At 75.0% G+C, this 20,520-nt stretch carries 17 protein-coding genes and 1 tRNA gene; 9 read left to right on the forward strand and 9 right to left on the reverse strand.

Features of this window, described 5'->3' with window-relative positions; all coding sequences use genetic code 11:
* Window positions 1-83: 83 nt before the first annotated feature.
* From G6553_RS15375 to G6553_RS15390, 4 genes are read left to right on the forward strand one after another with little or no spacing between them, the layout of a single operon-like run.
* On the forward strand, window positions 84-1,571 hold the full coding sequence (locus tag G6553_RS15375) for a mannitol dehydrogenase family protein (RefSeq protein WP_207619845.1): 1,488 nt from the start codon (window positions 84-86) through the stop codon (window positions 1,569-1,571).
* Window positions 1,555-2,316, forward strand: a complete 762-nt coding sequence (locus G6553_RS21315) for an HAD-IA family hydrolase (RefSeq protein ID WP_207619846.1) — start codon at window positions 1,555-1,557, stop codon at window positions 2,314-2,316. Before G6553_RS15375 ends, G6553_RS21315 begins: the two co-directional genes overlap by 17 nt.
* Window positions 2,313-3,374 (forward strand): CDP-glycerol glycerophosphotransferase family protein, encoded by a 1,062-nt coding sequence (locus G6553_RS15385; protein WP_166194804.1) that lies wholly within the window; start codon window positions 2,313-2,315, stop codon window positions 3,372-3,374. Before G6553_RS21315 ends, G6553_RS15385 begins: the two co-directional genes overlap by 4 nt.
* 47 nt (window positions 3,375-3,421) lie before the next feature.
* A complete protein-coding gene (locus G6553_RS15390) occupies window positions 3,422-4,039 on the forward strand; it encodes a response regulator transcription factor (protein ID WP_166194807.1) in 618 nt (205 codons plus the stop codon).
* Window positions 4,040-4,193: 154 nt separating this feature from the next.
* Here the strand turns inward: G6553_RS15390 and G6553_RS15395 are convergent, their stop codons facing one another.
* Genes G6553_RS15395 through G6553_RS15405 form a run of 3 tightly spaced genes read right to left on the reverse strand, consistent with a single transcriptional unit; the run spans window position 4,194 to window position 8,887 of the window.
* Window positions 4,194-4,718, reverse strand: coding sequence for a GNAT family N-acetyltransferase (locus G6553_RS15395; protein WP_166194810.1), 525 nt, complete (start codon window positions 4,716-4,718; stop codon window positions 4,194-4,196).
* Window positions 4,715-6,805 (reverse strand): penicillin acylase family protein, encoded by a 2,091-nt coding sequence (locus G6553_RS15400; RefSeq protein ID WP_166194813.1) that lies wholly within the window; start codon window positions 6,803-6,805, stop codon window positions 4,715-4,717. The genes G6553_RS15395 and G6553_RS15400 overlap by 4 nt, the downstream gene beginning before the upstream one ends.
* A 27-nt stretch (window positions 6,806-6,832) precedes the next feature.
* Entirely contained in the window at window positions 6,833-8,887 is a 2,055-nt protein-coding gene (locus G6553_RS15405; RefSeq protein ID WP_166194816.1) for an ATP-binding protein, read from the reverse strand.
* A gap of 172 nt (window positions 8,888-9,059) precedes the next feature.
* Between G6553_RS15405 and G6553_RS15410 the strand changes: the two genes are divergently transcribed.
* From G6553_RS15410 to G6553_RS15425, 4 genes are all read left to right on the forward strand, one after another.
* A complete protein-coding gene (locus G6553_RS15410) occupies window positions 9,060-10,643 on the forward strand; it encodes an NAD(P)/FAD-dependent oxidoreductase (RefSeq protein WP_347565740.1) in 1,584 nt (527 codons plus the stop codon).
* Between the two features lie 61 nt (window positions 10,644-10,704).
* Window positions 10,705-10,780 (forward strand) — tRNA-Lys (locus G6553_RS15415).
* Between the two features lie 78 nt (window positions 10,781-10,858).
* Window positions 10,859-11,848 (forward strand): alpha/beta hydrolase, encoded by a 990-nt coding sequence (locus tag G6553_RS15420; protein ID WP_166194819.1) that lies wholly within the window; start codon window positions 10,859-10,861, stop codon window positions 11,846-11,848.
* Between the two features lie 56 nt (window positions 11,849-11,904).
* The gene (locus G6553_RS15425) at window positions 11,905-12,966 is read left to right on the forward strand and encodes a GNAT family N-acetyltransferase (protein ID WP_166194822.1); all 1,062 of its coding nucleotides are present in this window, start codon (window positions 11,905-11,907) and stop codon (window positions 12,964-12,966) included.
* Between the two features lie 239 nt (window positions 12,967-13,205).
* On the opposite strand, the gene G6553_RS15430 is transcribed toward G6553_RS15425, so the two are convergent.
* Window positions 13,206-14,516 (reverse strand): serine/threonine-protein kinase, encoded by a 1,311-nt coding sequence (locus G6553_RS15430; protein WP_166194825.1) that lies wholly within the window; start codon window positions 14,514-14,516, stop codon window positions 13,206-13,208.
* 193 nt (window positions 14,517-14,709) lie between these two features.
* Here G6553_RS15430 and G6553_RS15435 point away from each other — a divergent pair, with 193 nt between their 5' ends.
* Window positions 14,710-15,660: a TIGR03557 family F420-dependent LLM class oxidoreductase gene (locus tag G6553_RS15435; protein ID WP_166194828.1), complete on the forward strand. Its 951-nt coding sequence runs from the start codon at window positions 14,710-14,712 to the stop codon at window positions 15,658-15,660.
* A 178-nt stretch (window positions 15,661-15,838) separates the two neighbouring features.
* On the opposite strand, the gene G6553_RS15440 is transcribed toward G6553_RS15435, so the two are convergent.
* Genes G6553_RS15440 through G6553_RS15460 form a run of 5 tightly spaced genes read right to left on the reverse strand, consistent with a single transcriptional unit; the run spans window position 15,839 to window position 20,507 of the window.
* On the reverse strand, window positions 15,839-16,456 hold the full coding sequence (locus G6553_RS15440; protein ID WP_166194831.1) for an NAD(P)H-dependent oxidoreductase: 618 nt from the start codon (window positions 16,454-16,456) through the stop codon (window positions 15,839-15,841).
* Window positions 16,457-16,478: 22 nt separating this feature from the next.
* Window positions 16,479-17,357, reverse strand: a complete 879-nt coding sequence (locus G6553_RS15445) for a galactosyltransferase-related protein (protein WP_207619847.1) — start codon at window positions 17,355-17,357, stop codon at window positions 16,479-16,481.
* Window positions 17,358-17,359: 2 nt separating this feature from the next.
* Window positions 17,360-18,388, reverse strand: coding sequence for a UDP-N-acetylglucosamine--N-acetylmuramyl-(pentapeptide) pyrophosphoryl-undecaprenol N-acetylglucosamine transferase (locus tag G6553_RS15450; protein WP_166194835.1), 1,029 nt, complete (start codon window positions 18,386-18,388; stop codon window positions 17,360-17,362).
* The gene (locus G6553_RS15455) at window positions 18,385-19,452 is read right to left on the reverse strand and encodes a glycosyltransferase family 4 protein (RefSeq protein WP_347565741.1); all 1,068 of its coding nucleotides are present in this window, start codon (window positions 19,450-19,452) and stop codon (window positions 18,385-18,387) included. The genes G6553_RS15450 and G6553_RS15455 overlap by 4 nt, the downstream gene beginning before the upstream one ends.
* Complete coding sequence (locus tag G6553_RS15460; RefSeq protein ID WP_347565742.1) at window positions 19,437-20,507, reverse strand: glycosyltransferase; 1,071 nt, start codon at window positions 20,505-20,507, stop codon at window positions 19,437-19,439. Before G6553_RS15460 ends, G6553_RS15455 begins: the two co-directional genes overlap by 16 nt.
* Between the last annotated feature and the right edge of the window lie 13 nt (window positions 20,508-20,520).

Below are 20,520 nucleotides of genomic sequence, written 5' to 3' on the forward strand. Positions count from 1 at the left end.
GATGTCTGAAAGGTGTCGATCCGGGGTATAGGTCGTTTCCGCACCTCCCCGTGCCGGGTCCCGTCGCCAGGAGGTTTCACCACGTGCTTCGCCCGACCCCGACCCGCGCGCTCCCCCGCGGCACGCCGACGCCGGCCGCTGCCCTGCGCCTCGGCCTGGGAACGCTGCAGACCCTGCCGCCCTCCGTCGCCCGCCCGACGTACGACGTCAGCTCGCTGCGCGCGGGCGTGGTGCACCTGGGCGTGGGGGCGTTCCACCGCGCGCACCAGGCCGTCTACCTCGACCGCCTCGCCGAGCTCGGCCACCGAGACTGGGGCGTGCGCGGGATCGGGCTGCGCAGCAACAGCCACCGCGACGAGCTCGCCGCCCAGGACCACCTGTACACGGTGGTCGAGCTCGGCGCCGGCGAGCCACGGGCGCGGGTCGTCGGGGTGCTCCGCGACTACCTGCCCGCCGGCGGCCCGACCGAGACCGCGGCGGCAGTCGCCGCGCTGGCCGACCCGCGGACGCGGCTGGTGACCCTCACGGTGACGGCACCGACGTACGCCTGCGCGACCTCGGCGCCGGGCGCGCCGCCCACCGTGTTCGAGCTGGTGGCCCGGGCGCTGCAGGCGCGACGACGTGCCGGCCGGCCGCCGTTCACCGTGCTCTCCTGCGACAACCTGCCCGGCAACGGCGCCGCCGCCGGCCGCTGCGTGGTGGAGGCCGCCGAGGCGCTCGACCCCCGCCTGGCGACCTGGATCGAGCAGCACGTGGCGTTCCCGTCCTCCATGTCCGACCGGATCACCCCGCCCACCGCGCCCGAGCACCGCCGGATGCTGCGGCAGGACCTCGGCGTCCACGACCGGGCACCCGTGGTCACCGAGCCCTTCAGCCGGTGGGTCGTGCAGGACTCCTTCGTCGGGGACGCCCCGCCCCTCGCCGAGGCGGGGGTCGACCTGGTCACCGACGTCCGCCCCCACGTCGAGGCCAAGATGCGGCTGCTCAACGCGGGCCACGTCGCGCTCGGCTTCCTCGGTGCGGCCACCCGGCACGGGACCACCGACGAGGCGATGGCGGACCCCGCGACCGGTGCCCTGGTCGAGCGGATGCTCGCCGACGAGGTCTGCCCGCTGCTGGACCCCGTCCCCGGCCTGCACCTGCCGTCGTACCTCGGCGAGGTCCTCGACCGGCTGCGCAACCCGGCGATCGCGGACCCGCTCGGCCGGCTGCGGCGACGCGGCTCGGTGCGGGTGCGCAACTACGTCCTCCCCTCCCTCGAGCGGGCCGTCCTCGAGGGGCGCCCGCACGCACGGCTCACCGACGTCGTGGCGGCCTGGATCGACCAGCTGCGTCGGGCCGCGCTCGCGCTGGAGGAGGGACGCGCCCGCTCGGCCGAGCTCGCGGACGAGCTGGCCGACCCGGCGCTCGCCGACCTGCTGGGCCCGGCTTCGCGCGCGGCGCACGACGTGCGACCCTTCCTCGCAGCCGCCGGAGGCTTCGAGCGGCTGGCCACGCGGCCGACGTTCGTCGCCGCGCTCCAACGAGCAGTGACCGACAGGGAGGTGGGTGCGCGTGCCGCAGCCTCCTGACCTGCGTGCGGTCCGGACCCTGCTGCTCGACGCCGACGGCAACCTCTTCGCCTCCGAGGAGCCTGCCTTCGCAGCATCGACAGGCGTGACCAACGACCTGCTCGCGCACCTCGGGTCCGACCGCCGGTGGGCCGCCCCGGACCTGCAGGCGGCCGCCCTCGGCCGGAACTTCCGCAGCCTGGCGACCGACCTCGCCGCCGAGCTGGACGTCGAGCTCGACGGCGACGACCTCGAGCGCTGGGTCACCCGTGAGCAGGACGTGGTCACGCGGCACCTGGCCGCCACGCTGCGACCCGACGAGGCGGTGACCGAGGCGCTGCGGCAGCTGGCGCAGCGCTTCGAGCTGGCCGTCGTCAGCTCCAGTGCGCTCGGCCGGCTGGCCGCGTGCTTCACCGCGGCGGAGCTCGACGACCTGCTGCCGGCAGCCACGCGCTACAGCGCCCAGGACTCCCTGCCGACACCCACCAGCAAGCCGGACCCGGCCGTCTACCTGCACGCGCTCGAGCAGCGGGGGCTGGGCGCGCACGAGGCGCTCGCCGTCGAGGACGCCGTCTCCGGCGCACGCTCCGCCGTCGCGGCCGGGATCCCGACGGTCGGCAATCTCGTGTTCGTGCCCGAGGCCGAGCGCGCCGAGCGCCGCGAGGCGTTGCTGGCAGCGGGTGCCTTCGAGGTGGTGGACGGGTGGGCCGACCTGGTCGCCCTGCTCGACGAGAGCCGGCCCCGGGCCGAGGAGGTGCCTGCGTGAGGATCGTCTGGAACAGCTTCCACGGCCGCTTCTCCGACAACCCGCGAGCCCTGTGGGAGCAGGTGCACGACCGCCCCGGCCACGAACACGTCTGGCTGGCCGACCAGGCGCACCTCGCGGCGTTCCCCGACGGGGTCACGACGGTCGACATCGACTCCCCCGCCGCGCGCGGGGCGCTTGAGTCGGCCGACCTGTTGATCGCCAACACCCACACCGAGGTGGAGTGGACCAAGCCGGCGGGCACGACGTACGTCCAGACCTGGCACGGCACGCCGCTCAAGCGCATCCACCGCGACGTGCTGTGGGCGCCCGAGGGTCGGCTGGACCGCCTCGACCACGACGTCGCGAAGTGGGACCTCCTGCTCTCCCCCAACGCGGTGAGCACGCCGCGGCTTCGAGGCGCCTTCGGGTACGACGGCGAGGTGCTCGAGTCCGGCTACCCGCGCAACGACCTGCTGTCCTTGCCCGCGGCGCGCGAGGTGGGGGCCCGGGTGCGCGCCGAGCTCGGCATCCCGGGCTCGGCCACGGTCGTGCTCTACACGCCGACGTGGCGCGACGACGAGGCCTTCGCCGAGGACCGGCCCGAGGTGGCGCTCCGGCTCGACGTCGAGCGGTTCGCGGCGACGCTGGGGCCGGACCAGGTCCTGCTCGTGCGGGCCCACAACATGGTCACCGGGCGGTCGCGGATCGCGGCCACGCCCGGCGTGCACGACGTGTCGTACCACCCCGACGTGCGCGACCTCTACTGCGCCGCCGACGTGCTGGTGACCGACTACTCCTCGACGATGTTCGACTTCGCGATCACCGGGCGGCCGATCCTGCACTACGCCTACGACCTCGAGCGCTTCCAGGACTCCGTGCGCGGGTTCTACTTCGACCTGCTGCCCGAGGCTCCCGGGCCCGTGCTGCGCACCGAGGACGAGCTGCTCGCCGCACTGGGCGACCTGGGTCAGGTCGAGAAGGAGCACGCCGAGCGGTACGCCGCGTTCCGCGCCCGCTACACCGCGCTCGAGGACGGCCGCGCGACCGACCGGGTGCTGGCGCGACTCGGTCTCTGACCCATCTCGACAGGGATGCCGCTCCGGCGGGTGGGCACCGGCGGGCCATGTCGACCACGCCGCTGACCGTCGGCATCATCAGCCCGTACGAGCTCGTGCTCACCGGCCTGTCGGCGATGCTGCGGCGCCACCCCTCGCGCGTGACCGTGTGCGATGCGTCCGCGTCGGACGGGCACCTGGCCGGGCTCGACGTGGTGCTGTACGACGCAGCCGGGCTCGACCCGGTCGACGCCACCGGCGGCAGCGACCTCGACCACCTGGTCCGCAGCAACGCCCGTGTCGTGGCGCTCGCCCGCCCGCAGGAGCCGGCGCTCGCGGCGGCCGCCCTCGAGCACGGCGTCGCCGGCGTCGTACGCATGGACGCCTCGGCGACCGAGGTGATCCAGCTGCTCGCCCGCGTCGCGCGCGGCGCGCCCGGCGGCAGCCCCTCGACGCGGCACGTCGACGCCAAGCTGCTCTCGCTCCCCCAGGGCCTGACGGTGCGGGAGTTCGAGGTGCTCGGGCTGGTCGCCGCCGGCCTCTCTAACGCCGAGATCGCCGAGCGCCTCTACGTCAGCATCAACACCGTCAAGACCTACGTCCGCGCCGCCTACCGCAAGATCGGCGTCGACCGCCGTGCCCAGGCCGTCGTCTGGTGCGCCCACCACGGCGTCGCCGCCAACTGACTCCTGCGGTGGGGTCGCGACGGCCGCGTCGCTTCATCAAGGTACGTCGCTGAACCGTCACTTCCCTGGGTGGATCCACCGTGGGGAGCGACGGTTCGCCTGCATACCTTGATGAAACGACGCCCGCGCCCAGCGAGGCTCCGGCCGGGGACGGTCAGCGACCGGCGGCGGCGCGCGGAAGGAAGGCCAGCTGGGCGGGCTTGGTGGAGAGCTGCACGACCGGTCCGAGCTCGAAGCCGAGGCGGCGGACCAGCGCGACGGCCTTGTCGTTGCGGGCGTCGGGCTCGACGACGAGCCGCTGCACGGAGGGGCCGGCGAAGAGCTCGGCGAGCAGGAACTCGACGACCTCGGCGGTGAAGCCGTGGCGCACGGACGTGGCCGGCGCGAGCATGAAGTGCACGCCGAGGTCGCCCGGGCGGACGTCGTACGTCGAGCCGACCTCCTCGGCGGTGGGCTCGTAGTCCTGCAGCAGTGCCACCGGGGTGTCGTCGCCGTCGCGGACGAACCACACGTGGTGGGTCGGCTGCTCGTCGAGCCAGGTGTAGATCTCGCGGACCTCGTCGAGGGTGTGGTCCTGCATCATCCAGAACTGCGCGCGGTCCTCGACGACCCACGAGTGCAGGACGTCGCTGTCGCGGGCGGGGTCGAAGCGGTCGAGACGGAACGACGCGGACGTCACGGGCGGGTCTCCTCGGTCAGGCGGTCCCAGTCGGTGACCACGGGGGCCAGGCGGCCGGCGGCCCACAGCGGCAGCTGGTCGCGGGCGTGGGGGCTGGCGGGGTCGCCGGCGGCACCGAGCGGTACGACCCAGGCGCTGGCCTGGCGGTCGGCGAGGTCCCAGACGTACCGGGCGACCGAGCCGCGGTAGCACTCGTCGGTCCACCCGGGCACCGAGCCCGTGCACCGCACGCAGTCGCTGTCGCCGTCGACCGGCAGCCGCGGGAGCGGTGGTGGTTCGAGGTCGTCGTCGGCGACCTCGAAGGCGTGCACCGGCGTGGCGACGTGGGTGGCGCCCCAGGTCGCGGGGTGGCCGGCCGCGTCGTCCAGCGCGTCACCGGCGATCCGCCTCAGGTCCAGGCCGAACGGCGTGCCCGCGGCGGCGAGCGTCTCGAGCGCGTGGCCGATCCGGCCGACGGGGTCCATCCAGGGCAGGAAGACCAGGTCGTGGCGCGGGTCGGCGAAGGGCGCCAGCACGGGCTCGGCCGTGATCCGGCGGACCAGGGCGGAGCGCCAGGCCGCGAAGGCGGCCGCCCCGGCCGAGCCCGCGGTCATCCGGCCGTCCCACGCGAGGATCGCGTCGCGGACCGCGGCACCCGCCGGCGACGTCTCCTGGCCCGCCACCAGGGACTCGCGCAGGGTGAAGGCCGGCAGGAGCAGCGCGTCGTCGTGGATCGCGGCGAAGTCCTCACCGGTGAGGCCGGACCGGCCGTCGAGCAGGGCCGCGATGCGGCGCGCACGGTGGGGGGCGGCGAACGCGGTGCCGACCGCTTCGCTCTCGGGGCCGCGGCGCTCGTTGGCGGTGACCACCTGCCCGCCGGGAGGTACGTCGTGGCGCGGGTGCGGCTCGAGCCAGCCCGCCCAGGCGGTGGTCGGGTCGGCGGCGTCCACGATCCCGCGCCGGTTGGCGTCGGGTCGCAGGGGGATGCGCCCGGCGAGCCGGTAGCGGACCGCGCCGCGGCTGTCCGCGACCACCACGTTGTTGACCGGCTCCACCCACCGGTCGAGCGCCGCGTCGACGTCGTCCACGGTCCGGGCGCGCAGCAGCGGCAGCAGCGCGTCCAGCCCCAGGTCACCCAGCACGTCGGAGGCGAATCGCACCGACAGCCCGGTGCCCTCCTCCACCGATCCCTCGAAGACCGGCCCGCGCGGCGTGACGACCACCTCGACCGGCTCGTCGGCCGCGCCGCGCACCGCGATCGCCTCCTGCCGGGCCATCGCCGGCTCCCAACCGTCCGGGCCGAGGGCCTCGACGCCCGCCTCCCCGGGAGCGCCGGCCGCGCGCCGCAGCCGCTCGGCGTACACGTCCTGGTAGTCGGCCATGGCGTTGGTGATCGCCCAGGCCACGTCGCCGGCGTGCGCGAAGTGCTGCACACCCGGGACGCCGGGGAAGGCGAAGCCGACCACGTCGAAGGCGTCGTCGGGGTCCTCGCACGCCAGCCGCACCTGCATGTAGCCGCCCGGCGCCTCGATGACGCGGTGCGGGTCGCCGCCGACGAGTGGTGCGCCCGAGGCGGTGCGGTCGCCGCCGACGGCCCACGCGTTCGACCCGCTGGCCGACGGCCCCTCGTGCGAGAGCAGCCGCGCGTCCTCACCGAGGACCTCGTGTGCGCGGTGCGCCCACAGCTTCCCGGGCAGGCTGGCGAAGAGCAGGTGCTGGGCGAGGAAGACCGCCAGCGGCGTCCACTCCTCCCACGGCTGCGCGTCGATGCCGAGCCGCTCGAGCTCGTGGACCGTGCCGTGGGCGGCTTCGAGGCCGTCGTTCACGCCTCGGACGTACGCCGCGACGAAGGCCTGCGTCTCGTCGGCGAGGCCGGCGTGGGCACGGCGGGCGACGTCGACGAGGCACGTGCGGCGGGCCAGCCGGTCCCACGGCAGCGCGGGCGCGCCAAGCACCTCCGCGGTCGTGCCCGTGGCCCGGCGGCGCAGGTGCTCGAGCTGCCAGGCGCGGTCCCGCGCGGTGACCTCGCCCTGCGCATGGGCGAGGTCGGCGACCGAGGCGGCGCGCACGTGCGGGACGCCCCACGCGTCGCGGTAGGTGCGGCCCATGAGCCCGGACCCTAGCGAGCGGGGTGCTCAGGCGCAGACGGGCATCCGCACGCGGAACAGCGTGCCGTGGTCGACGGCCGACTCGACGTCGATGACGCCGCCGTGTTTCTCGACGATGGCGCGGGTGATGGAGAGGCCCAGGCCCGACCCCGGGATCGCCCGCTGCTGGGCGATGGAGCTGCGGAAGAAGCGCGAGAACAGCTGTTGGATCTCCTGCTGCGGGATCCCCATGCCGGTGTCGCGGACGTCGATGCGGACCTCGCCGCCCTCGGGCACGTCCGGACCGGCGTCGACCACGCCGAGGTCGACGGAGACCGAGCCGCCCTCGGGGGTGAACTTCACGGCGTTGCCGACCAGGTTGACCACGACCCGCTCGAGCATGTCGCGGTCGCCGACGAAGGGCACCGGCTCCGTCGGCAGGTCGAGCGAGACGTCCAGCCGGCGCTGCGCCCACGCCGGGGCCACGACGTCGTACCCCTCCTGGACCACCTCGCGGAGGTCGAAGGCGCGCGAGCTGAGCGCGAGCCCGTCCTCGCTGAGCCGGGACAGCGTCAGCAGCTCATCGATGAGCCCGAGCAGCCGGTCGCTGTTGTCGGAGACGCGCTGGAGGGCGCGGGCCTGGGCCGGCTCGAGCGAGCCGTACGAACCGTCGCCGAGCAGCTCGAGGTAGCCCAGGATGCTGGTGATCGGCGTGCGGAGCTCGTGGCTGACCGAGGAGACGAACGCGTCCTTGGCCCGGTCGACCTCGCGGAGCCGGTCGACGGCCTGCCGCTCGGTCTGGAGCGCGTCCTGGAGCCGGTCCTGGGCCTCGACCTGGTCGGTGACGTCCTCGGAGGTGCTGACGTAGCCGATGGCGTCCCCGCGCTCGTCGACGATGCGGGTCAGCGTCACGGAGTGCATGCGCTCGACACCGTCCTTGCGCAGGAAGCGCATGTGCGTGCCGGCGTGCTCGGCGCCCACGACCTCCCCGAAGACCGAGTCGAAGTCGCGGGCGGTCCCCAGCTCGTCGGCCTTCTCGACGACCCACCGCATGGTGTGCAGGATGCGCGTCGAGCGGCCGAGCACCTCCTCGGCGCGGTAGCCGAGCAACCGCTCCGCACCGGGGTTGAACAGGGTGATCCTGCCCTCAGCGTCCGCGCCGACGATCGCGATGCCGGTCGCGCCGTCGACGATGCTCTGCACCTTGTCGCGCTCGCTGCGCGCCTCGCGCGAGGTCACGATGTGCTGGCCGACCCGGATCATCAGCGGGACGACGATCAGCGCGCAGGTCGCGGCGAACGCCGCGAGCAGCACCCCTCGCGCGTCCGGCGAGAGGTCGAAGACCTCCGGGACCGCGGCGAACGGCCCGCGGCCGTAGGTCGTCATGAGGATCGCGAAGAAGAGGAGCGCGCCCATCTGCGCGAGCGCCTCGATCGGGCGGATCCGCAGCGCGCCCCATGCGAGCAGCGGGACGACCATGAAGGCCATCGAGGGCAGGTCCTGGGGGTAGAAGACCAGCGGGGTGATGACGAGGATCGCCAGCCACTGGGCGACGCGCTCGAGCCGACCGCCGACCGACCCGTGCCGGGGCAGCCGCATGAAGAACGGCAGCAGCGTGAGCTGCGAGGCCAGGTGCGCGGTGCCCAGGGCCAGCGCGACCGTCTCCGGTCGGCCGAACCCGGTGACCCACGAGGTGAGCGCTCCGGCGGCCGCGGCGACCCCTCCGGCAGCGGCGCAGGCGGCGAAGTAGCGCCCGAGGTCGGCGTCGCTGCTCAGGCTCGGCCGAGCGTCGCTCCCACCGCGACCGCGGGCGAGCACCGCGAGGACCAGGGCGGTCTCGAGCGTGATCCCCACCCCGTAGCCGACGGCCACCGCACCGGGCCGTCCGCCGAGCCAGATCGTGCCCACGGCGACGACGAGGACGACCGCCAGCAGGACCGGCGCCCACCGACGCCTCGCCTCGATGAGGACGGCTGAGGCGACGCCGACCGGCCAGATCCCGATGACGTGCCCCTCGTCCGGGGCTGCGTGCACAGCAAGGAACCCGCTCGCGACCAGCGCAACGAGCAGGCCTCCGACCCGCAGCGCCGGGTCCAGCCTCACGGCCCCACCCCTCCCCGAGCGGACTTTCCGGGACAGATGAAACACCAACCAGTCCGCGCCTCGCAGCCGGACCGGCGTTTCGTGACCTGCCCGTGTCCGGAGCGACGCGGCCCTCCCCGGGCGTACGGGGCGGACCGCCGGGTGGCGGCGGGCCATGGCCTAGGTTGGGCCGGTGACCTCGGGAGATGCGGACCTGACCGGCACCACGTACGACGTCGTGGTGGTCGGTGGTGGCCACAACGGGCTGGTCTCGGCGGCGTACCTCGCACGCGCCGGGCTGTCCGTCCTGGTGCTGGAGCGGCTCGCGACCACCGGAGGCGCGGCGGTGTCCGCGGCAGCGTTCCCCGGTCGCGACACCCGGCTCTCGCGCTACTCCTACCTCGTCTCGCTCATGCCCGAGGCGCTCATGGCCGACCTCGGGCTCGACGTCACCCTGGTCTCGCGGTCGACCGCCTCCTACACCCCCGTGATCCGCGACGGCCGGCCCGGCGGGCTGCTGGTCGAGCGGCCGGAGGGTCCGGCGACCGCCGCGTCGTTCCGTGCCCTCACCGGCTCCGACGACGAGTACGCCGCGTGGCGCGAGTTCTACGCCGACGTCACCGACCTGGCCCACGTCGTCGCCCCGACGCTGCTCGAGCCGCTGCCGACCGAGCGCGCCGTCCGCGACCAGGTCGACCCGGGCACCTGGCGCGACGTCGTCACCCGTCCGCTGGGGGAGGCCGTCGAGCGGCGCTTCCGCGACGACACGGTCCGCGGCGTGGTTGCCACCGACGCGCTCATCGGCACCTTCGCGTCCCTCGACGACCCGTCGCTGGTCCAGAACCGCTGCTTCCTCTACCACCTGGTCGGCAATGGCACCGGGGAGTGGCGGGTGCCCGTCGGCGGCATGGGCGCGGTCACCGACGCGCTCGCGCGGGCGGCGACCGAGGCCGGCGCGACGATCCGCACCGGCGCCGGCGTCAGCGCCATCCGCGCGCACGCCGGCGGCGCCGAGGTCGACTGGCACGACGGCGAGCGCCTGCGGACCGTCGAGGCCCGGACCGTCCTGGCCAACGTCGCGCCGTGGGTGCTCCGGATCCTGCTCGGCCAGCCAGAGGACCCGGCGACCAAGCCGGTCGGCTCGCAGCTGAAGATCAACGTCCTGCTGGACCGGCTCCCGCGCCTGCGCTCCGGCGTCGACCCGGCCGTCGCGTTCGCCGGCACCCTGCACCTCGCCGAGGACTACAGCCAGCTGGCGCGCGCCCACGCCGAGGCCGCGGCCGGACAGGTGCCGACCGTGCTCCCCGGCGAGGTCTACTGCCACTCCCTCACCGACCCCTCGATCCTCGGCGACGTCCCGGACGGCACGCACACGCTGACCTACTTCGGCCTGCACACGCCGGCGACCCTGTTCGACGCCGACCCCGACGCGAAGGCCACCGCGGTCGCCCGCGCGATCGCCTCGCTCGACGAGCACCTCGTCGACCCGATCGAGTCCTGCGTGGCCCGCGACGCCGCCGGCAACCCCTGCATCGAGGCGAAGATCCCCCAGGACGTCGAGCGCGACCTGGCCATGCCCGGCGGTCACATCTTCCACGGCGACCTCGACTGGCCCTGGGCCGCCAACCGCTCCCGTCTCGACACCCCGGCGCAGCAGTGGGGCGTCCAGACCGACGTCGACTCGGTGCTGCTGTGCGGCTCCGGCGCCCGCCGCGGCGGCGCCGTCTCCGGCATCGCCGGGCACAACGCGGCGCAGGCCGTGCTCGCCGCCCGCTGACCGCCGCCTCCCGATTTCTCCCGCCGGCCGGCCGCTGGTAACGTAGTGGTCGCTTCACCGGGCGCCATTAGCTCAATTGGCAGAGCAGCTGACTCTTAATCAGCGGGTTCGGGGTTCGAGTCCCTGATGGCGTACCACCCCCGGCTCCGACCAGCAGCGATGCAGGTCGGAGCCGGTCCTCGTTTGCGGGCGGCGCAGTCGGACAACGGATCGACATGACGGTGCACTGGGAGGTCGACGGCCGGGCGCCGACGCCGTGGACCCGGCTCTACGTGCTGGGCATGCGGGCGCGACGCGACAAGCAGGCGTTCGAGGGCGAGGAGCACACGCTCGCGAAGGCGCGCGAGGCCCAGCGCCAGGGCGACGCGCCGCCGACCCGCCTGACCCGATGCGTACGACGTGTGGCGACCGCCGGGGAGGGCGGGCAGCGCCACGGGATGACCACCTGGACGGTCCGGCCGCGGTCGACCGCCCCGCGGGCACGGGTGCTCTACGTGCACGGCGGCGGCTACGTCCACCCGCTGACGCCCGACTACTGGCGACTGGTCCGCGCGCTGTCCGGCCGCTCCGCCGCCGCCGAGGTCGTCGTGCCGGCGTACCCGCTCGCGCCGGACGCCACCGTCGACGACGCGCTCCCCCGTCTGCTCGACCTGGCGCGCGAGGCGGCCGCCGACGACCTGCCGCTCGTGCTGATGGGTGACTCGGCCGGTGGCGCGCTCGTCCTCGTCCTGGCCAGGTGCCTGCGCGACGAGGGCGGCCCGCAGGCGGACCGGGTCGTCGCGCTCAGCCCGTGGCTGGACCCCACGCTCGACGACGACGCCGTGCGCGACCTCGAGGCGACCGACCCGATGCTCGCCGAGTCCGGCCTGCGTGCCGCGGCCCGCTGGTGGTCGGGACGCCGTCCCCCGACGGACCCGCTCGTCGACCCGCTGCGCGACGACCTCGACGGGCTGCCGCCGATCCACCTGCACATCGGCGACCGCGACATCCTGCGCCCGGCGGTCGACGCCCTCGCGGACCGGGTCCGCGGCAGCCACGGCGGCCCCGGCGAGCGTGTCGACCTGCGGGTGCACGAGGTGCCTGCGATGTTCCACGTGTGGATGACCCGGGCCATCCCGGAGGCCGCGCGCACCCGGCGTCGGCTGGCGGCCGGACTGGGCGAGCTCGGCGGCCGTGCTCGTCCCGGGCGCGCGCCCGGTGGCTGACCCGGTCCGGAGCCGACACCTGTCGCGGGGCGGCGCGCCTCCATATCGTGAGGGACATGGACGGGGCTCACCGCGTGCACGTGCAGTCACCCGCGCCGCGCGCCGTGTGGTCCCAGGTGCTCGCCGCGGATCCGCAGAGCATGGTCCAGCAGACTCCGTCCTGGTTCGCGGCCGTGCTGCAGGCGAGCGGAGGCACCGACGCCAGCCGCCTGTACACGCTCCCGGACGGACGGCGGATCGTCCTTCCGGTCGTGCGCCGGACCCTGCTCCCCGGTGTGGCGCTCGACGGCGCCTTCCCCGGCACCTACGGGCCGGGCGGGCTGATCGCCGACGGAGGGCTCCGACCCAGCGACGTGCGGACCGTCCTCGACGACCTCCGTCGCTCGTCGGCACTGAGCACCCGGCTCCGAGCGGGCCACGCGAGCGCTGCTGCCTGGGAGTCCGCCCCGGTCGGCGTCCGTCACCTACCAGGACGGACGCACGTCCTGGACCTGTCCGGAGGCTTCCCGGAGGTCCTGGCGAGGCGGTTCGCCCCCTCGGCCCGGCGCGGCATCCGCAAGGCCGAGCGGTCCGGGCTCGAGGTCCAGTGGACCTCGGGCCCCGGGTTGGTGCCGGCGTTCTACGAGCTCTACCTCCGGTGGACGGCACGCCGCGCCGAGGAATCGGGGGTGTCGCGAGTCCTCGCGCTGGCCCTCGCTCGCCGCCGCGAACCGCTGGCGAAGTTCACGGCCGTCACGTCCGCGCTGGGAGATGGGTGCCGGACCTGGGTCGCCTCCGCCGGCGGCGAGCCGGTCGCGGCGATCATCACCCTCGCCCACGGTCGGCACGCGGCCTACTGGCGCGGCTACAGCCACAAGCCGGTCGCGGGCCCGCTGCGCGCGAACCTGCTCCTGCAGCACCTCGCGATCCAGCATGCCTGCGAGGCCGGTCGTGCCGACTACGACCTCGGCGAGTCGGGCGAGGTACGCAGCCTGGAGCGCTTCAAGGAGAGCCTGGGCGCCCGGAGCAAGCCGACCGTCGACCTACGGATCGAACGCCTTCCTCTCACGCGGTTGCAGCGCGCCGTGTCCGACGCGGAGGCACGGGTGGCCCGTGGTCTGGCCCGGCGCGTGATCTGACCGGCCGACGCTCAGCCGCAGGTCGGGCAGGTCATCCGGACCGGCGACTCCGCACACAGTGGCCCGTCCTCGCCGACGGACCGCGCCGTCCCGGTCAGCCGCGGGAGCATTGCCTCCCCGCAGCGCGGACACAGACCGGGGTCGTGCCGATGTCGTTCGTTCGTCTTCGCTCCACTGGTCATCCGATCTCCCTCTCCCATGACGGACCAGTGACCGCTCGTGACGTCCGTCACTCGCGCTCAACGGTGACCGCGTCCGCGGCCACCGCCCTTGCCACCGCCCTTGTGGTGGCCCCTCGCCTTGCCCCGGGCCTTCCCCTTCGACTTCCCCTTCGCCTTGCTCCCCGGTCCACCCTTCGCCCGGTCCTTCGCCTGGTCCTTCGCCTGAGGCTCTGCCTTGCTCCCGGCCTCGCGTCCGGGCCCGCCGCGCGCGTCGCGTCCCGCGACAGCCGGGGCCGGATCCCGCTCGGCGCGGTCGGCTTCCGGGCTGGGCGCGCGCGACAGCACCGACGCCGGCTGGATGCGCGCCGGCACGGACCGCGTCGGCCCGTCGTCGCTGACGGCCGGCTCCGGCGACCCGATCGTCCCGATCCCGGCGACCGCGCCGACCACCAGCGAAGCCGCCACCCCCACCCACCGCGCCGTACGCCGCCGGGCGGGCGCGCCCGCGAGCCGGACGGACCGGGTGAGCGGCTCGGCGGTCGCGGTGTCGACGGTCGGAGCCGGCCCGGGCAGCGGTGCCGTGACCGGGCGGCCGGTCGCAAGCGCGCGCAGGGCGGTGGCGACGGCCGCGGCCGGCGGTCGCTCGCCGGGGTCGCCGGCCGTCATCGCGGCCAGGAGCCGCGGCCAGCCGGACGGGAGCGACAGCGGGATGGTCGGGCCGTGGTGCAGCCGCGCGAAGGCCGACTCGCTGGACGTCCCCGGGAACGCCCGGGCGCCGGTCAGCGCCTCGAGGAGGAGCAGCCCGAGCGCGTAGACGTCCACGGCCGGGCCGACACCCTCGCCGCGAACCTGCTCGGGCGCCAGGTAGGCGATGGTGCCGACCGTGTGACCGGTGCGGGTCACGCCGACGCCCTCCCCGAGCAGGCGCGCGATCCCGAAGTCGGCGAGCTTGGCGTCGCCGGCGGCGGTCAGCAGCACGTTCGCAGGCTTGACGTCGCGGTGCACGACGTTGCGGGCGTGCGCGTGCGCCAGGGCGTCGGCGACCTGCGCACCGACCCGCGCGACGAGCGCCGGGTCCAGCGGCGCGGCGGCCAGGAGGGCGGAGACGGTGCCGCCGTCGACCAGCTCGAGCACGAAGTACGGCCGGCCTGCCGACGTACCCACGTCGAGGAGCCGGACCAGGCCGGGGTGGTCGAGCCGGGCCAGCACCCGCGCCTCGGAGGCGAACCGCAACCGTGCGGTGGTGTCCTCCTCGGGCGCGCTGGGCGCGAGGAGCAGCTTGACCGCCACCTCGCGCTGCAGCACGCGGTCCCAGGCGCGGTGCACCTCGGCCGAGCCGCCGCGTCCGAGCAGGGCGCGCAGCTCGTACCGGTCGTCGAGCAGCTCCATCCGGGCCTCCGGGCAGGGTCGGGCACGGCACGGACGGCGGGGGGACCGTCCTCGCGCGGCGGGGGATCCGCGCTCCGGGTCCGGTGCCCACCGGAGCGGGTCGCAAGCACCGACCCCTCGGAGAGCCGGGTGCCGGCACGGGTCCCGGGGTACCTCTCCCCCGCCCCACCACGACCCGGGAGGAGACCCCCAGATGCGCTTCGGATACTTCCTGTCCTGCGAGGAGTACACGCCGCAGCAGCTCGTCGAGCAGGCCGTCGCCGCCGAGGAGGCCGGCTTCGAGGCGCTGTGGATCAGCGACCACTTCCACCCGTGGAACGACGAGCAGGGCGAGAGCGCGTTCGTCTGGTCGGTGATCGGCGCGCTGTCGCAGGCCTGCTCGCTGCCGGTGACCACGGCGGTCACCTGCCCCACCGTGCGCGTGCACCCGGCGGTCGTCGCCCAGGCCGCGGCCACGGCGTCGGTCATGCTCGACGGCAGGTTCACCCTCGGCGTCGGCACCGGCGAGGCCCTCAACGAGCACATCCTCGGCGGGCCGTGGCCCTCGCTCGACGTACGCCTCGAGATGCTCGAGGAGGCCGTCGACGTCATGCGCGAGCTGTGGACCGGCGCCACCGTGACCCGGCAGGGCAAGCACTACTCGGTCGACACCGCGCGGCTCTACACGCTCCCCGAGCAGCCGGTGCCGGTCTACGTCTCCGCCTTCGGGCCCAAGGCGCTGCAGACCGCGAAGGCGATCGGCGACGGCTTCATCAGCACCGCTCCCGACGCCGACTCGATCACGGAGTTCAAGGACGCCACCGGCGGCAAGCCCGCCCAGGGCGGGGTCAAGGTCGCCTGGGCTGCCACCGAGGACGAGGGCGTCGACCACGCCCACCGGCTCTGGGCCAACGCCGGCCTCCCCGGCGAGCTCGCCCAGGTGCTGCCCTCGCCGAAGCACTTCGAGCAGGCCTCGCAGCTGGTCACCCGCGAGTCCACCGCCGAGAGCATCGTCGCCGGCCCGGACGTCGCCCGCCACGTCGAGCAGCTCCAGCAGTACGTCGACGCCGGCTACGACGAGGTGTACGTCGCCAACATGGGCCCGAACTACCTCGACATGATCCGCGCCTACGGCGCCGAGGTGCTCCCGCAGCTGCGCGGCTGAGCCGGTCCCGAGTCCGGGTCGGGTCGAGCCCGGAGGCGCCACTCCCCGGCCTTCGTGCCCGCTCCTCGGCCATCGCGATGGCAGAGAAGCACCAGCATCCCAAGTGAACTTGGGATGCTGGTGCTTCCCTGCCTTTCCTGCGCCCGAACCGCCCGAACCGCCCGAACCGCCCGACGGCTCAGGCGGGGAACGGCGCGGCCTTGAGCAGCCGGGCGAGGTGGACGGTGTTCTTGGCGGCGGTGTCGTTGGTGCCGGCGGTCTTCTCGGGCGTCTCGTCGTGGTCGGCGTAGTCGACGGCCTGCATCGCCTCGCCGACCCAGTACGTGCTGCCGTTCGCGGCGATCGAGAAGCCGGTGTCGTTGAGCGCCTGGAGGCACTCGGCCACCACGTGGTGCGCTCCGTCCTCGTTGCCGACGACCGCGACGGCGGCGACCTTGCCGTAGGTCAGCATCCGCCCCTCGTCGTCGGTCTCGCCGAGCTCGGCGTCGAGGCGCTCGAGCACCATCTTGCAGACCGACGACGGCTGGCCGAGCCAGATCGGCGTGGCGACGACGAGGACGTCGGCGGCGAGCATCTTCTCGCGGAGGGTCGGCCACTCGTCGCCGTCGCCCTCGTCGGTGGTGACGCCGAAGCGCACGTCGTGGTCGACGACGCGCACGACCTCGCCGGGCGCGCCGTAGGCCGCCAGCCGGTCGAGCACCTGGGTGCCGATGAGCTCGGAGCTGGAGTCCTCGCCGCCCTTCTTCAGGGTGCACACCAGCACGAGCGAGCGGAGGTCGTCGGTGGGGTTCGCCATGCGGGGTCGGTACCCACCCGCCTCAGGCGCGCGCCCACCCGTCGGCGGTGCGCCGCACGAGCCCCTGCTCCTCGAAGGCCGACAGCCACCCCCGCATCGGCCACTCCCCCCACCGCTCGTGGAAGAGCGCACCGTTGCGCAGGATGTCGTCGAGGTGGCGCACCGGCGGGCTCTCGACCGGGTGGTGCTGGTGGTAGGCCCGGGCGCCGCCGACCCAGCCGAGGTCGAGCCCGGCGGCGACGGCCGAGCGGCCGAAGTCGGTGTCCTCGCCGCCGTAGCCGGTGTACTCCTCGCAGAAGCCGCCGACCCGCGCCCAGCCCTCGGCGGAGACCGCGAACGACAGCGACCAGAACAGGTCCGGGTTGGCGCCGGTGACGAGCTCCCCGCGTGCAGGCGCGGGCCGCGCCGGGTGGGGGTCGTCGAGCTCGTCGAGCCGGTCCAGGTCCGCCCCGCCCCGCCCGGGCGGCAGGTAGGTGACCGGGCCGGACCAGAGCACCCCGGCCCCGCGCTGCGCTGCGTCGGCGTACGCCGCCACGAGCTCGCGCCCGGGCAGGCAGTCGACGTCGAGGAAGACCACGACGTCCGCGCCGGCATGGATCACCTCGCGGGCGCCGCGGTTGCGGGCGGCGGCCAGCGGGAGCCGGCCGTCGGGCGGGACGGCGATCGGCACCACCCGCGACGGCAACCCGTCCACCACACGAGAGGTGATCTCCGGGTCGCCCATCGCGACCACGACGTAGTCGTCGGGCAGCCGGTCGGACCGGGCCAGCGCGCGGTGCTGGTGGCGCAGGTGCTCGTGCCGGCCGTGGGCGACCGTCACCACGCCGACCCGCACCGGGCGGCCACCGCCGGCGGGAGACCTGTCGACGACGGAACCCGCCGTCCTGGACGTGCCGGGCATGCTCACCCGGTTCCCCCGAGGGCCACGCGGCGTACCACCTCGGCGGCGCGGGCGGCGGCACCGCCGTCACACCAACCGGCCCACGCGGCGCCGTCGAGCCCGCGCGCCTCGTCCAGCAGCGCGGCCCACCCGGTCACCGGGAACGTCTCGCGCGCGACCGCCGGCCACGGACCGGCGTCGAGCACCCGCGCGGTGGTGTGCTGCTCGTCGTGCGGGCGGTCCTGGGGCACCACGACGCAGGGCCGGCGCAGCGCGGCCACCTCGGCGAGCGCGTTCTGCCCGGCGTGGGTGACGACGACGTCCGCCTCGGCGATCGCGGAGCGCGGGTCGTCGACCCAGGGTGCGGTGCCGCCGAGCACGGTCCACTCCCAGTCGGGCGTCTCCCTCCGGGCCTCCGCGAGGAGCACCGGGTCGAGGTCGTGACCGCCGGAGCCGGCCAGGTAGGTGACCCGCGGCGCCCCCTTCCGGCGCGGGGCCGGATCCGCGACGGCGTACCGCGCCAGGCCACCGACCGCCGTCACCCGATCGGCCAGCGCCGCGGGCCGGACCATGCCGCGCGCCGTCGCCTCGGCGGGCCAGAACGCCAGCAGGGCGTCGGCCACGTCGGCGCCGAGCAGGTGCGGTGCGTCGTCGCGGACGCCGGGCAGCACCGCGGAGACGACGGGCACGCCGTGCAGCCGGGCGAGCAGGCACACCTCGACCGACACGTCGACGACCATCGCCCGGGGCGCCGTGGCCCCGATCCATGCCGAGATCGCGGCCGACCGGTCGCGGAGGCCCGCGGCGTGGCGCGGCACCCAGTGCAGCCGGCCGCCGGCGGTCACGGCGTCACGAGCGGGGTCGACACCCTCGTCGTCGCGCGCGAGCTGCACCCACGGACTGGGCCAGCCGGCAGGTTCCGGCAGCGTCGAGAGCCCGGTGACCTCCACCCCGCCGCGGGCGAGCTCCGCCGCGATCGAGCCGGCGCGGTGCAGGTGGCCGCGGCCGACGTGGTGGACGTAGTAGCCGATCCCTGAGCCGACCCCGGTCATGCAGCGAGCGCGCGGTCGACCAGGTCGGCGTAGAGCCGTTCGTACTCGTCGGTCATCCGGGTCAGCGAGCAGTGCAGCTCGGCGTGGCGCCGGACGGCGGCCCGGTCGCACCCGCGGGCGGCCAGCACGGCCCGCGCCAGGTCCTCGACGTCCCCCGGCCGCGCCAGCACGCCGGCCTCCGGAGCCACGACCTCGGGCAGCGCGCCGCGGGCGTACGACGCCACCGGGGTGCCGCACGCCATCGCCTCGGCCGCCACCAGGCCGTAGGGCTCGTCCCACGCCGGCGTCGTTACCGCCACCGACGCGTGCCCCAGCAGACCCGCGAGCGCGGCGTGGTCGAGGTGGCCGACGTACGTCGCCCCCTCCCCCAGCCGGGGAGTGATCTGCTCCTCGAAGTACGCCGGGTCCGACATCGGCCCGGCCAGCAGCAGCGGCACGCCCGCCAGCCGGCAGGCGTCGACGGCCTCGTGCGGCGCCTTCTCCGGCACCAGGCGACCGGTCCACACCGCCGGGCCGCCGCCGGGTCCGGGCCGCCAGGACGTGACGTCGACCCCGTTGTGCACGGCCGCGGCCTCCGCGACGTGCGCCCACGCCTGCGCGGTGGCACGGCTGACCGCGACGAACGAGGAGGCGTCCGGCGCCAGCGCGATCGCCGACTCCAGCCACGGCAGCGGCGGGGTGTGCAGCGTCGTCACGACCGGGACCGAGAGCGACCGGGCCATCGCGACCGGCAGGTGGTGGAGGCTGTTGTTGTGCACCACGTCGAACGTGCGGTCCTCGCCCTCGGCGAGCGAGAGCATCAGCGACAGGTAGGCGTGGTGCTCGGTCATCCAGTGCCGCGACGGCGCGTTGACGTCGTCCATCGCGACCTCGCTCGGCTCGAACTCCGGCAGGTCCAGCAGCTCCACCGGCAGCGCCGGGTCCGAGCCGGGTCCTGCGAACAGCGACACGTCGTGACCGCGGTCCACCAGCTCGCGTGCCAGGGCGTGGGTCATGGCCTCCAGCCCGCCGGCGAACGGCTCGGCCACCGGGAACCGGCTCGAGGCGATCAGGCAGATGCGCACCGACGACCCGCCTTCTCCAGCGCCGCGGCGTACACCCGGTCGTGCGCGACGGCCACCTCGGCCCGCTGCCGACGACGCTCGTCGATCGAGGCACCGAGCCGCGGCCGCGTCTCGTAGGCGGTGCGGACCGCCTGCGCGAGGGTGTCGGCGTCGTACGACTCCTCGGCGTGGACGTAGGACAGCACCGGCCCCTGGTCGGCGTAGTAGCCGCAGGTGGGCGCGACGACGGTGGTGCCCAGGTCGCGGCAGGCCTCGAGCCAGCCGGAGTGGGTGCCAAAGCGGTAGGGCAGCACCGAGGCGTCGAGCGAGGAGAGGTAGGCCCACAGCTCGGCGTCGGTGAAGTAGTCGTGGACGCGCAGGTCGACGAGGCCGTCGCGCTCGAGACCACGGAGGCACGTCGCCAGCCGGTCGTCGCGGCGTGCGCCGTCCTCGTCCATCACGTCGTGGTGCGCGTCGACCTGGAGCACCGCGCCCGGCAGCGCGGCGACCGTCTCGACCAGCGCCGGCAGGATCGTCATCGGCGCCATCCCGGCGCGCAGGCTCTTGACGTGGAGACCGACCCGGAAGGCGTCGGTGCGGCGGCGGGCACGGGTGTCCTGCGCGATCGCCATCGTGCGCAGGTCGACGACGTGCGGGTGGGGCACCACCGTCGCGGTCCGGCCCCAGCGGCGCTCGATCTCCTCGGCAGCGCCGCGCGTGAGCGTGACGAGCTCGTCGGCCGCGGGGACCAGGACGTCGAGCTGGGCGTCGTGCAGGGTGCGGTCCTCGTGGTGGGGGTTGCGCAGGTCGTGAACGGTCTGCACGAGCGGCCGGCCGGTCTCGCGCAGCGCGCGCACAAGCTCGGTGAGCTGTTCGGGGCTGCGGGCGTCGAACCCGAAGTGCAGGTGCAGCAGGTCGAAGTCGTGCTCCCGCACCCAGTCGGCCTTGAGCATCGCGGGCGGCCACCAGACCTGCGAATCGGCCGGACGGCCCTTCGGCCGCGGGTCGGGCAACCGCCGGGGGCCGGGGCCCGCCTCGGGCGCGAGGTGCCGGACGTAGACGTGCCCGGACGGCACGGAAGCCACCGTC

It is taken from the genome of Nocardioides sp. IC4_145 (assembly GCF_011250565.1).
GTDB lineage: Bacteria > Actinomycetota > Actinomycetes > Propionibacteriales > Nocardioidaceae > Nocardioides.

What these genes read in the sequence shown, in the direction of transcription:
- G6553_RS15430 (WP_166194825.1), bottom strand. Translation starts at nt 14,516, where the DNA reads ATGGAGCTGCTCGACGACCGGTACGAGCTGCGCGCCCTGCTCGGACGC.
- G6553_RS15435 (WP_166194828.1), top strand. Translation starts at nt 14,710, where the DNA reads ATGCGCTTCGGATACTTCCTGTCCTGCGAGGAGTACACGCCGCAGCAG.
- G6553_RS15420 (WP_166194819.1), top strand. Translation starts at nt 10,859, where the DNA reads ATGACGGTGCACTGGGAGGTCGACGGCCGGGCGCCGACGCCGTGGACC.
- G6553_RS15400 (WP_166194813.1), bottom strand. Translation starts at nt 6,805, where the DNA reads ATGGGCCGCACCTACCGCGACGCGTGGGGCGTCCCGCACGTGCGCGCC.
- G6553_RS15440 (WP_166194831.1), bottom strand. Translation starts at nt 16,456, where the DNA reads ATGGCGAACCCCACCGACGACCTCCGCTCGCTCGTGCTGGTGTGCACC.
- G6553_RS15445 (WP_207619847.1), bottom strand. Translation starts at nt 17,357, where the DNA reads ATGCCCGGCACGTCCAGGACGGCGGGTTCCGTCGTCGACAGGTCTCCC.
- G6553_RS15425 (WP_166194822.1), top strand. Translation starts at nt 11,905, where the DNA reads ATGGACGGGGCTCACCGCGTGCACGTGCAGTCACCCGCGCCGCGCGCC.
- G6553_RS15390 (WP_166194807.1), top strand. Translation starts at nt 3,422, where the DNA reads ATGTCGACCACGCCGCTGACCGTCGGCATCATCAGCCCGTACGAGCTC.
- G6553_RS15450 (WP_166194835.1), bottom strand. Translation starts at nt 18,388, where the DNA reads ATGACCGGGGTCGGCTCAGGGATCGGCTACTACGTCCACCACGTCGGC.